This is a genomic window from Methylobacterium sp. D54C, assembly GCF_053345595.1.
This window is the reverse complement of sequence record NZ_JBKFAK010000007.1, coordinates 42,635-54,886: the sequence shown is the minus strand read 5'-3', so window position 1 is coordinate 54,886 and position 12,252 is coordinate 42,635. Positions and strand designations below refer to the sequence as shown.

At 71.8% G+C, this 12,252-nt stretch carries 9 protein-coding genes; 6 read left to right on the top strand and 3 right to left on the bottom strand.

Going from position 1 to position 12,252, the window contains the following annotated elements; genetic code table 11:
- Window positions 1–7 precede the first annotated feature (7 nt).
- The 6 genes from ACLBYB_RS16350 to ACLBYB_RS16325 all read left to right on the top strand — a co-directional run bounded on the left by ACLBYB_RS16350 (window position 8) and on the right by ACLBYB_RS16325 (window position 9,032).
- A complete protein-coding gene (locus tag ACLBYB_RS16350) occupies window positions 8–304 on the top strand; it encodes a nucleotidyltransferase family protein (RefSeq protein ID WP_100251448.1) in 297 nt (98 codons plus the stop codon).
- Window positions 285–644: a HepT-like ribonuclease domain-containing protein gene (locus ACLBYB_RS16345; protein WP_427508707.1), complete on the top strand. Its 360-nt coding sequence runs from the start codon at window positions 285–287 to the stop codon at window positions 642–644. Before ACLBYB_RS16350 ends, ACLBYB_RS16345 begins: the two co-directional genes overlap by 20 nt.
- A gap of 22 nt (window positions 645–666) precedes the next feature.
- Complete coding sequence (gene polA / locus ACLBYB_RS16340) at window positions 667–3,825, top strand: DNA polymerase I (RefSeq protein WP_447699398.1); 3,159 nt, start codon at window positions 667–669, stop codon at window positions 3,823–3,825.
- Window positions 3,826–4,045: 220 nt separating this feature from the next.
- Window positions 4,046–6,133 (top strand): ATP-binding protein, encoded by a 2,088-nt coding sequence (locus tag ACLBYB_RS16335; RefSeq protein ID WP_447699397.1) that lies wholly within the window; start codon window positions 4,046–4,048, stop codon window positions 6,131–6,133.
- A 55-nt stretch (window positions 6,134–6,188) separates the two neighbouring features.
- Window positions 6,189–7,160, top strand: a complete 972-nt coding sequence (locus ACLBYB_RS16330; RefSeq protein WP_020092528.1) for an NADPH:quinone oxidoreductase family protein — start codon at window positions 6,189–6,191, stop codon at window positions 7,158–7,160.
- Window positions 7,161–7,349: 189 nt separating this feature from the next.
- A complete protein-coding gene (locus tag ACLBYB_RS16325) occupies window positions 7,350–9,032 on the top strand; it encodes a methyl-accepting chemotaxis protein (protein WP_447699396.1) in 1,683 nt (560 codons plus the stop codon).
- A 54-nt stretch (window positions 9,033–9,086) separates the two neighbouring features.
- Here ACLBYB_RS16325 and ACLBYB_RS16320 read toward each other — a convergent pair whose 3' ends face one another.
- The 3 genes from ACLBYB_RS16320 to ACLBYB_RS16310 all read right to left on the bottom strand — a co-directional run bounded on the left by ACLBYB_RS16320 (window position 9,087) and on the right by ACLBYB_RS16310 (window position 12,190).
- Complete coding sequence (locus tag ACLBYB_RS16320) at window positions 9,087–10,100, bottom strand: adenosine kinase (RefSeq protein WP_447699395.1); 1,014 nt, start codon at window positions 10,098–10,100, stop codon at window positions 9,087–9,089.
- Window positions 10,101–10,152: 52 nt separating this feature from the next.
- Window positions 10,153–10,704 carry a Uma2 family endonuclease gene (locus ACLBYB_RS16315; protein ID WP_447699394.1) on the bottom strand — a complete coding sequence of 184 codons (552 nt, stop codon included), beginning with the start codon at window positions 10,702–10,704 and terminating at the stop codon, window positions 10,153–10,155.
- 76 nt (window positions 10,705–10,780) lie between these two features.
- Complete coding sequence (locus ACLBYB_RS16310; protein WP_447699393.1) at window positions 10,781–12,190, bottom strand: MFS transporter; 1,410 nt, start codon at window positions 12,188–12,190, stop codon at window positions 10,781–10,783.
- Window positions 12,191–12,252: the final 62 nt, after the last annotated feature.

Genomic DNA, 12,252 nt, shown 5'->3' with positions numbered 1-12,252 from the left:
CGCCGCCATGGACAAGCTCGCCGCCCTCGACATCCTGCGCGCCAACGAGGCGGAACTGCGCCGCCGCGGCGTGCTGCACGCGGCCTTGTTCGGTTCGGTTGCCCGGGGCGACGCGCAGGCTGACAGCGATCTCGACGTGATGATCGAGATCGACCGGGAGCGCGTGCGCGACCTTTTCACCTATGCCGGCCTGTGCCGCTTCATCGACGAACTGTTCCCGGTTCCGGTCGACGTGGCCGACCGGGAAAGCCTGAAGCCGCGCGTCCGTCAGCGGGCCGAGCACGATGCGGTTTCCGCCTTCTGAACGGGCGCTCGCCGCCTGCGAGGACATCATCGACAACGCCGATGCCGCTCAGCGCTTCGTCGCCGGCATGTCGTTCGAGGCCTTCGTGGCGGACCTGCGGACCAACTACGCGGTCGTCCGCTGCCTGGAGATCGTCTCGGAGGCGAGCCGACGGCTGACCGACGCGATGCGCGAGCGCCATCCGGATGTGCCGTGGCGCGACATCGCCTCCATCGGAAACGTCTTTCGTCACGGCTACCATGGCGTCAAGCTGGACATCGTCTGGCGGACCGTCCACGAGCGCTTGCCCGTTCTCGTCGCGGCCTGCCGCGCCGAAATCGCGCGCGCGCCCGACTCCTGATCGCCCCGAGCCGCCTGAGCCCATGACCGACTCGAAGCCCGACTCGAGCCCCGAGACCAAGCCCGTCGGACCCGGCGATCAGGTGATCCTGGTCGACGGCTCGTCCTTCATCTTCCGGGCCTATTTCCAGTCGATCAACCAGGACCAGAAGTACAATTCGCGCCCCTCCGACGGGCTGCCCACCGGCGCCGTGCGGCTGTTCTGCACCAAGATCGCGCAGTTCCTGCAGGACGGCGCCGCCGGCACCATGCCGAGCCATCTCGGGATCGTCTTCGACAAGTCGGAGGGCTCGTTCCGCAAGGAGATGTTCCCCGACTACAAGGGCCACCGCCCGGACGCGCCCGACGACCTGAAGCGCCAGATGCCGCTGATGCGCGACGCGGTGCGCGCCTTCGGCCTGCACGCGGTGGAGCTGGAGCGCTACGAGGCCGACGATCTCATCGCCACCTACACCCGCCAGGCCGAGGCGCGGGGCGCGGGCGTCATCATCGTCTCGTCCGACAAAGACCTGATGCAGCTCGTCGGGCCGCAGGTGCGGTTCTACGATTTCGAGTCGGGCGCCAAGGGCAAGCCCGGCTACCGGCCCGAGCGCAACCTCGACGTCGAGGCGATCGTCGCCAAGTGGGAGGGCCTGCAGCCGAACCAGATCGGCGACGCGCTGGCGCTCATCGGCGACACCTCCGACAACGTGCCGGGCGTGCCCGGCATCGGCCTGAAGACGGCCGCGGCGCTGATCAAGGAGTTCGGCAGCCTCGAGGCCCTGCTGGAGCGGGCGGGCGAGATCAAGCAGCCCAAGCGGCGGGAGACGCTGCTCGCCAACGTCGATCAGGCCAAGCTGTCGCGCAGGCTCGTGGCGCTGATGGAGGACGTACCGGTCCCGGTGCCGCTGGACGACCTCGGCGTGCCTCAGCCCAATCCCGAGAAGCTGGTCGGCTTCCTGAAGGCGATGGAGTTCAACACGCTGACGCGCCGCATCGCCCAGATGCTGCACGTCGATCCCGAGGCGGTGAAGCCCGATCCGCGGCTCCTGCCGGGCGCCCGGCCGCACGGCTACGGCAACGCCGCCGGCGGCAGCGACGCGGTGCCGTTCTTCGGCGATTCCGTGCCGCCGGATCCCGAGACCGCGGCCGCCGGGGCCGAGCGACCGCCGGGCGCCGCCCCGCCGGAGGGCGGCGAGATCGATCCCTTCGCCGATCTCGACCTGCCGGACGCGCCCGCCAAGCCCCGGGCGCCCGTCGAGGCGACGCCCGGCAACGTGGTGGCGGCACGGGCCGCGGAATCCGTGGCGCCGTTCGACACCGCCGCCTACGAGACGGTCTCGTCGCTGGAGCAGCTCGACGCCTGGATCGCCGAGGCCGAGGAGGCCGGCGTGATCGCGGTCGATACCGAGACCGACTCGCTCGATGCCCACAGGGCCGGCCTCGTCGGCGTCTCGCTGGCCGTCGCCACCGGCCGGGCCTGCTACATCCCGCTCGCCCACGTCCAGGCCGCCAAGGTGCAGGCGGACGCCACCGACCTGTTCGGCGAGGGCGCCGCGCCCTCCGACGTGGTCGAGCCGGTGCCGGGCCAGATCCCCCTGAAGGAGGCCGTCGCCCGGCTGAAGCCGCTCCTCGAGCACCCCGGCGTCCTGAAGGTCGGCCAGAACCTCAAGTACGACTGGGTGGTGCTCGCCCGCTACGGCATCGAGGTCGCGCCGTTCGACGACACGATGCTGATCTCGTACGTGCTCGACGCCGGCAAGGGCGGCCACGGCATGGACGAGCTGGCCCGCCGGCATCTCGGCCACCAGCCGATCACCTTCTCGGACGTGGCCGGCACCGGCCGCAACAAGGTGACGTTCGACCGCGTCGCCATCGACAAGGCCACTGCCTACGCGGCCGAGGACGCCGACGTGACCCTGCGCCTGTGGCGGATGATGAAGCCGCGCCTCGTGGCCGAGCACCGGGTCGCCGTCTACGAGACCCTGGAGCGGCCCCTGCTGCCGGTGATCGCCCGGATGGAGCAGCGCGGCATCCGCGTCGACCGGGAGATGCTGAGCCGCCTGTCCGGAGATTTCTCGCAGATCCTCGTCCGCCTGGAGGAGGAGATCCAGGAAGATGCCGGCGAGAAATTCTCCGTCGGCTCGCCGAAGCAGATCGGCGACATCCTGTTCGGGAAGATGGGTCTGCCGGGGGCCAAGAAGACGCCGTCGGGCCAGTGGGCCACGCCCGCGACCCTGCTGGAGGAGCTGGCCCAGGCGGGCCACGAGCTGCCCAAGAAGATCCTGGAATGGCGGCAGCTCTCGAAGCTGAAATCCACCTACACGGACGCGCTCCAGGCCCATGCCGACCGCGAGACGGCGCGGGTCCACACCTCGTTCTCGCTGGCGGCGACCACCACGGGGCGGCTGTCCTCCTCCGAGCCGAACCTGCAGAACATCCCGATCCGCACCGAGGAGGGTCGCCGGATCCGCCGCGCCTTCGTGGCCGCGCCCGGGAACCGGCTGATCTCGGCCGACTACTCGCAGATCGAGCTGCGGCTGCTGGCCCACATGGCCGACATCCCGGAGCTCCGGAAGGCGTTCGAGGACGGGATCGACATCCACGCGGCGACCGCCTCGGCGATGTTCGGCGTGCCGCTCAATGCGATGACCCCCGATCTGCGGCGCCGGGCGAAGACCATCAACTTCGGCATCATCTACGGCATCTCGGCCTTCGGCCTCGCCGACCGGCTCGGCATCGGCCGCGAGGAGGCCTCGGCGTTCATCAAGCAGTATTTCGAGCAGTTCCCGGGCATCCGGGACTACATCGAGACCACCAAGAAGAGCTGCCGCGACAAGGGCTACGTCACGACCCTGTTCGGCCGGGTGTGCCACTACCCGCAGATCCGCTCCAACAACCCCTCCGAGCGCGCCAGCGTCGAGCGGCAGGCGATCAACGCGCCGATCCAGGGCTCGGCCGCCGACATCATCCGGCGGGCCATGACGCGGATGGAGGCGGCCCTCGCCGCGAAGAAGCTCAGGGCGCGCATGCTGCTGCAGGTGCACGACGAGCTGGTGTTCGAGGCGGCCGAGGACGAGGTGGAGCGGACGATCCCGATCATCCGCGGCGTCATGGAGGAGGCGCCGGCGCCGGCCCTGACCCTGAAGGTGCCGCTGGTGGTCGAGGCCAACGCGGCGGGCAACTGGCAGGAGGCGCATTGACGGGTCGGACCGAGGCTCAGCCGGCCGTCTTCGCGAGCGGAGCGAGGCGATCCCGTCGGCGCCGCGCTTTCCGACGTCCCGTAGCCCTGGGTCGCTTCGCTCCGCTCGCGAGGACGGCGGCGCGCTGAGACGACGTCGTCGAACCGCGACCGGGCAGCTTGGAGATGCCGCCGAAGACGGTCATACGCCGTACGCCCATGACCTGCATCGCTCAGAGCCCGTGACCGACCCCTTCCCCTTCCTCTCCGGCGGCGGCGAGGCCGCGCGCATGATCCGCGCGCGCGACTGGTCGGGTCATCCCCTGGGGCTTCCGGAGACATGGCCGGCGGAGTTCCGCGCGGCCCTGTCGCTCGTCCTCAACTCGCCGGAATCGATGATCCTGGCCTGGGGGCCCGACCTCCACTTCTTCTTCAACGACACCTACTTCCCGCTGCTCGGCCCGCGGCTGCCCTGGGCGATGGGCGAGCGGTTCGACGTGGTCTGGGCCGATGCCTGGGATCAGGCCAAACCGATCATCGACGCCGCCATGGCGGGCCGCCCGGAGCGCTTCGTCGATCTGCCGTGGCAGCTCGACACCGACCGCGGCGCGCGCGAGACGTGGTGGACCTTCTCGTACTCGCGGGTTCTCGACGCCGAGGGCCGGGTCGCCGGCCTGTTCATCCTCACCAACGAGACCACCGGCCGGGTCCTCGCGGACGCCGCCCTCAAGGAGAGCCAGGGCCGGCTCGAGGCGGCGCTCGCGGAGCTGCGCGACCTGAACGCGACCCTGGCGCACCAGGTCGAGGAGCGCACGGCCGACCGCAACGCCCTGTGGACGCTCTCGTCCGACATGATGCTGCGCTGCCTGTTCGACGGGACGATCACCGCGGTGAACCCAGCGTGGACCGAGGTGCTGGGCTGGCGCCCGGACGAGCTGATCGGAACGAAGCTCATCGCCTTCGTCCACCCGGACGATCTCGACCGCACCGTCGAGGGCGCGCGCCAGCTCTCCGCGGGGTCGAGCCTCGCGCGCTTCGACAACCGCTACCGCCACCGGGACGGCGGCTATCGCTGGATCAGCTGGGCGGCCCGGCCCGGGGAGGGCGTCATCAACGCCGTCGGCCGCGACTTCACCGCGGAGCGCGAGCGCGCCGACGCCCTGGCCGCCGCCGAGGAGGCCCTGCGCCAGTCGCAGAAGATGGAGGCGGTCGGCCAGCTGACCGGCGGCATCGCCCACGACTTCAACAACCTGCTCGCCGGCATCTCCGGCTCGCTGGAGCTGATCCAGACCCGGCTCGGCCAGGGCCGCGTCATGGACGTCGACCGCTACATCAGCGCCGCGCAGGGGGCTTCGAAACGGGCCGCGGCGCTGACCCACCGGCTGCTCGCCTTCTCGCGTCGCCAGACCCTCGACCCGAAGCCCACCGACGTGAACCGGCTGGTGGCCGGCATGGAGGAGCTGATCCGCCGCACCGTGGGCCCCGCCGTGGTAGTCGAGGTCGTGGCGCCGCCCGGCCTCTGGCCGGCCCTGGTCGACCCGCCGCAGCTCGAGAACGCACTCCTCAACCTGTGCATCAACGCCCGGGACGCGATGCCGGAGGGCGGCCGCATCGCGATCGAGACCGCCAATGCGTGGCTCGACGAGCGCGCCGCCCGGCGCCAGGACATGCCGCCGGGCCAGTACCTGTCGCTGTGCGTCACCGACACCGGCAGCGGCATGGCGCCGGAGATCGTCGGCAAGGTGTTCGAGCCGTTCTTCACCACGAAGCCCCTGGGGCAGGGCACCGGCCTCGGCCTGTCGATGATCTACGGCTTCGCGCAGCAATCGGGCGGCCAGGTGCGGATCCACTCGGAGGTCGGCAGGGGCACGACGGTCTGCCTGTACCTGCCCCGACACCGCGGCGCGGTCGCCGAGGAGGACGCGCACGCCGCCGTCGGCGCGCCGCCGCGGGCCGCGCCGGGCGAGACCGTGCTGGTGGTCGACGACGAGCCGACCGTGCGCATGCTGGTCACCGAGGTGCTGGAGGATCTCGGCTACACGGCGATCGAGGCCGCCGACAGCGCGGCCGGCCTCAAAGTGCTGCAATCCGACGTGCGCATCGACCTGCTGGTGTCCGACATCGGATTGCCGGGGGGCATGAACGGGCGCCAGATGGCCGAGGCCGGGCGGCTCACGCGCCCGGGCCTCAAGGTCCTGTTCGTCACCGGCTACGCCGAGAGCGCGGTCTTCGGCAACGGGCCCCTCGAGGCCGGGATGCAGGTCATCACCAAGCCGTTCGTGGTGGAGGTGCTGGGCGCCCGCATCCGCGAGATGATCGGAACGGCTTGACCGCACGGTCGGTTCGGGCCTGATCGGCCGGGACACGCCGGGGAGGAGGGACGCCATGCGGGCGCTGCTGTGCACGAGGCTCGACGGGCCGGAGCATCTGGAGATCGTCGAGCGGCCCGACCCGGTGCCGGGCCCCGGGCAGGCGCTGGTGCGGATGCGGCTGGCGGCCCTGAACTTCTTCGACACGCTGATCACCGCCGGGCGCTACCAGGTGAAGCCGACCCTGCCGTTCTCGCCGGGCGGCGAGGGGGTCGGCGTGGTCGAGGCGCTGGGCGAGGGCGCCGCGGGCGTGTCCGTGGGCGAACGGGTGATCGTCCATGCCGGGCACGGCTGCTGCGCGGAGCTGATCGCCCTCGACGCCGCCCGGCTCACGCCGGTGCCGGACGCCGTGCCGGACGAGCAGGCGGCCGGGCTGACCATCACCTACGGCACCTCGCTCCACGCCCTGGCGAACCGCGCGCGCCTGCGGCCCGGCGAGTGGCTGGCGGTCCTCGGCGCCTCCGGGGGCGTCGGCCTCGCCGCCGTCGAGCTCGGCCGGCTGATGGGCGCCCGGGTGATCGCCTGCGCCTCCTCGGAGGAGAAGCTATCGGTCGCCCGCGCCCACGGCGCCGAGGCGGGCGTCGTCTACGATCCGGCGACGCTCAAGGACGAGCTGCGCCGGATCTCGGGCGGCGGGATCGACGTGGTCTACGACGCGGTCGGCGACGCCTACGCGGAGCCGGCCCTGCGGGCGCTCGGCTGGCGCGGGCGCTTCCTCGTGATCGGCTTCGCCGCCGGCGCCATCCCGCGGCTGCCGCTGAACCTGATGCTCCTCAAGGAACTCGACGTGCAGGGCGTCCACTGGGGCGCCTTCCTGGACCGGGAGCCGGAGGCGCACCGGGCCGATCAGCGCCGGCTCCTCGACTGGGTCGCCGCGGGCAGGCTCACCGCGCAGGTCCACGGCGTCTACCCGCTGGCGGAGTACCCGGAGGCCTTCGGCCTCCTGACCCGCCGCGCGGCGGTGGGCAAGGTTCTCCTGCGGCCCTGACCCGGGGCGCGGCCGCCCGCTTCAGCCCGGATCGGCGCGCGACCCGCGGCGCGGAGTCGGCGGGCGACGCGCTATGCGTTCCGCGCCGATCTGCGGCGCAGATCGCTGCCGCAGTAGAGGTTGCGGAAAAATCTGTCTTTCATCTTCATGCATCCCGACGCGACGGTGTCGTCCTCTGTGGTACCCGAGATGAGACTGCGAAGAAGTATCGTATCGAAGCTGATACTGCCCTCGATCGTCGGCTTTCTGCTGTTTCTGGCAAGCTCGGCCGTCGGCTTGATGCAGATACAGGCCATCAACGCCGCCGCCGTGGAGACCCGCGACGTCTGGGTGCGCAAGGACAACGATCTCCATACGATTCGATTCCTGATGCTGCGGTACCACACGACGACGATCCGCAAGGTGGTCGCCGTCGACGACGGTGAGAACCGGGACCTCGATGCCGAGTTCGTCGAGATGGATCGGTCCATCCCCGAGGCCTTCCAGAGCTACCGCGCGCGCGCGACGACGCCCCGGGAGCGCGCGCTCTGGGACGCGTTCGAGGGGCGGTGGAAGGTCTATCGCACCGCCCAGGAGGCGATCCTCGCCCCGCTCAGGCGCGGCGACCGGAACGCGGCCCGCGACGCCATCGCGCCCGCCCGCCCGCCGCTCGTGGCCGCCTTCGATGCCCTGGCGGATCTGGCCCAGGTCACCGCCGAGGGCACGAACGTCTCGGTCCAGCGCTCCGAGGACGCGTTCCGGACGGCGTGGTCCGTCACCGTCGCGCTCGCGGTCATCGGGTTGCTCATGACCGGCGCGGCGGTCTGGTGGGTCTGGCACCGGGTCGCCCGCCCGATCCGGTCCCTGGCCGGAACCATGGGTCGGCTCGCGGCCGACGACCTCGACGCGGCCGTCGGCGGTTCCGAGCGCGGGGACGAGATCGGCGTCATGGCGGCGTCCGTCCAGGTCTTCAAGGACGGCCTGATCCGGGCGCGCACGCTCGAGCACGACGCCGCACAGGCCCGCGCCACGGCCGAGGCGGAGCGGCGGAGCGGCATGCACCGGATCGCCGACGCCTTCGAGGGCACGGTCGGCGGCATCATCGGCACGGTCTCGGCCGCCGTCGCCGCGCTGCAGGACACGGCCTCGGCCATGAACGAGGCAGCCGCCGACACCGCCGATCGCTCCATCCGGGTGGCGAGCGCGGCCGAACGCGCCGCCAGCACCGTCAGCGTCGCGGCGGCGGCGGCCGAGGAGCTCGGCGCCTCCGTCCAGGAGATCGGCCGCCAGGTCGCGGGTTCGACGGAACTGACACAGTCGGCGGTCGCGGACGCGGAGGCGACCGCGCATCTGGTCCAAGAGCTGAACGGGGCGGCGATCCAGATCGGTCATGTCGTGACCCTGATCTCGACCATCGCCGAGCAGACGAATCTCCTCGCGCTGAACGCCACGATCGAGGCGGCGCGGGCCGGCGCGGCGGGCCGCGGCTTCGCCGTCGTGGCCGCGGAGGTGAAGGAACTGGCCGGTCAGACCGCGCGGGCAACCGACGAGATCGGCGGCCACGTCGCCCGGATCCAGTCTTCCACCGGCGACGCCGTCACGGCGATCGGACGCATCGGCGGTCGGGTCCAGGAACTCAGCGCGGTGGCGACGCGGATCGCCGGCGCCGTGGAGCAGCAGGGCGCCGCGACGCAGGAGATCGTCCGCAACGTCTCCCAGGCCGCCCAGGGGGCAGCGGACGTCACCAGCACCATCACGGGCGTCGCCGACGCGGCGAAGGGGACCGGAGCGGCGGCCGATCAGGTTCTCACGGCAGCCTCGGAGCTGTCGAACCGGTCCGGCCACCTCAGGGACGAGGTGACGCGCTTCCTCGCGACCGTCCGCGCGGCCTGAGCGCGCCGGATCGGCGCGGACGCGGATCTCCGACCGCGCGCCCGGCGCGCCGGCTCAGAGGAGCCCGCGCGCCTTGGCCAGGCCGACCAGGTCCGCCTGCGGGCGGGCGCCGATGTGCTGGATGACCTCGGCGGCCGCGAGCGTGCCCAGGCGGGCGCTGGCGACGTTGTCGAGCCCGCGGGCGTGCCCGGCCAGGAAGCCGGCCGCGAACAGGTCGCCCGCGCCGGTCGTGTCGACCACGGTCTGGACCGGGCTCGCCTCGACGGCCCGGACCTCGCCGCCCTGAACCACCAGGGCGCCGTCGGCCGAGCGCGTGACGAGGCCGAGCAGGTGCCGGCCGCGGGCGTTGCGCTCGTCGCGCAGGGCCGCCACGGCGGCCTCGGGATCCTCGGTCTCGTAGAGGCTCTGCAGCTCGGCCATGTTGGCGAACAGGATGTCGATGCTGCCGTCCCGCACGAGGCCGAGGAACTCGTCGCGGTAGCGGCCCACGCAGAACGCGTCCGAGAGGGTCAGCGCGACGGCGTTGCCCGCCTGATGGGCGAGCTGCGCGGCCTTGCGGAACGCGTCCTTGGCGGCCGGCGGATCCCACAGGTAGCCCTCGAGATAGACGACGCGGGCCGCGCTCACGAGCGCCTTGTCGACGTCGTCGGGCGACAGGCCCTGGCAGGCGCCGAGATAGGTGTTCATCGTGCGCTCGCCGTCCGGCGTCACGAGCACGAAGCACCGGGCGGTGGCCGGCCCCTCGGCGGCGGCCGGGACGGCGAAGTCGACGCCGGTCGCCTTGAGGTCGTGGCTGAACAGGCCGCCGAGCTCGTCGTTCCGGACCTTGCCGACGAAGCCGGTCTTGGCCCCGAGGAGCGCCGCGCCGACCGCGGTGTTGGCGCCCGAGCCGCCCGACACGATCGTCGCCGGTCCCATCGCCTGGAACAGCGCCTCGGCCCGCGGCTCGTCGATGAGCTGCATCGCGCCCTTGGTGACGCCCTGCGCCGACAGGAAGGCGTCGTCCGTGCGGGCGATCACGTCGACGATCGCGTTGCCGAGCACGAGGAGATCGAGGGGTGCAGTCATCCGGGCGTCCTGATTCGCGTTCGCGCCGCTGTGGCATCCGCCTCGGATCGGATCAAGCGCCGTCGTCGGCGGGCGCGAGGTCGGCGAACAGCTCCGGCACGGGCAGGCGCAGGCCGGGGGGCGTCAGGTCCAGCGTCTCCCGGATCGCGATGCGGGTCTCGATCAGGCCGCCCTGCGCGCGGCGGTGATGGATGACGAGACGCTTCACCGGATCCACGATCAGATAGTGGATGACGCTCTCCAGACCGAAGTAGCGGGTCAATTTCAGGCCCGAGTCCACCGCGCGTGTGCCCGGCGACTGAACCTCGACGACGATGACGGGATCGGTGATCTCGGTCGCATCGGGGTCAGCGCGCATCCCGCAGTAAACGAGGGCGTCGGGCTCGAAGACCGTATCCCGATCGACGCGAACACTGATGCCATCCGGCAGCGCGTAGCAGGCGCTCCCCGCTTGCTTCAGTGCGGACCGGAGCGCCAGATAGGTGGCCGCCTTGACCTCGGCATGCCGAACGCGCTCCGGCGACATCGCGAACACCTCGCCATCGACCAGCTCGAAGCGCCCCGGCTGCCCCTCGGCCCAGGCGAGAAACTCGTCGACCGTCATCCGGGATCTCGGCTGAGCGACCATGCCCGAGGTTAGCACGGATTCGGCTTGCCGGGAGCTGTGCTCCTCACGGGCCTCACCCCGCGATCTTCTCCAGCGCGACGTCCCGCGTCCGGGGCCCCAGCAGCCCGACGAGCAGGCCCGCGGCCAGCATCGCCGCCGAGATGAACAGGAACACGCCCGGCGTCCCGGCCTCCCGCAGCACGAACGCGATGACGAAGCCGGTGAAGATCGCCGAGAAGCGGCTCCAGGAATAGACGAAGCCGACCGCCCGGGCCCGGATGCCCGTGGGGAACAGCTCGGCCTGATAGGCGTGGAAGCTGTACGACATCACGTTCGAGGCCAGCGTCAGGCCGATGCCGAGCGCCACGATGACGGTGACGTCCCGCGTCTGCGCGAAGGCCAGGCCGCAGGCGATGTAGAGGAGGGCGGCGGCCACGATGACGTGCTTGCGCTCGAACCGGTCGGCGATGGCGAGGCCGATCAGGGGCCCGACCGGGGCGGCGAGCGCGATCAGCGCCGTGTAGGCGAGGCTCGACGTCACCGTGATGCCCTGGGCCACCAGGAGGGTCGGCACCCAGTTGGCGAAGCCGTAGAAGCCGACCGTCTGGAAGACGTTGAACCCCGCCATCATCAGGGCGCGGCGCCGGTAGGGCTGGACCCACATGTCGCGGAACGCGCCGCGCGGCTGCACCGGCTCCGGCGCGGCCGGTGCGGGAAGCGCGCCGCCGTGCTCGGCCGCGATCCGCGCCTCCAGCCGCCGCAGGACCGCCTCGGCCTCCGCCAGACGGCCGTGCTCGACGAGCCAGCGCGGGCTCTCCGGCAGGCCCGCCCGCATCCACCAGACCACGATCGCCGCCGAGGCGCCGATCAGCACCACCCAGCGCCACCCGTCGATGCCGAGGGGTGCCGCCGGGATCAGCAGGTAGGACAGGAACGCCACGACCGGCACGGCGGTGAAGCCGATGCCCTGGCACAGGGCGAAGGCCCGGCCCCGGATCGCCTTCGGCACCAGCTCGGACAGGTAGCTGCCGATCGTCACCATCTCCAGGCCGAGGCCGATCCCCGCGATCAGGCGCCAGAGATTGAGGCCGAAGGCGTCGCTCTGGCAGGCCATCACCACGTTGGCGGCGGTGTAGGACAGCAGCGACCACGTGAAGATCGCCCGCCGGCCGAACCGGTCGGCGAGCCAGCCGCAGGCGATGGTGCCGATGAACAGGCCGGTGAAGAGGGCCGCCACGAAGCTCGCGACGCCGCTGGCGCCGAACAGGCCCGGGGTCGTCGGCGTGAGGATCCCGGCCTTGACGAGGCCCGGCGCGACGTAGCCGGTGAACAGCAGGTCGTAGAGCTCGAAGAAGAAGCCGAGGCCGAGCAGCACCACGAGGCGCCAGACCGACGGCGTCGCCGGAAGCCGGTCGAGGCGGGCCAGGATGGCGCCGGGATCGAGACCTTCGTCGGAAGCCCGGACTGCCGTACGCGTCGCCATGCCGGTGAGCCTCGTCTCGGCGCCGCGGCGCCCCGCCGGCGCAGTGCCGCGGAAGCGTGCAG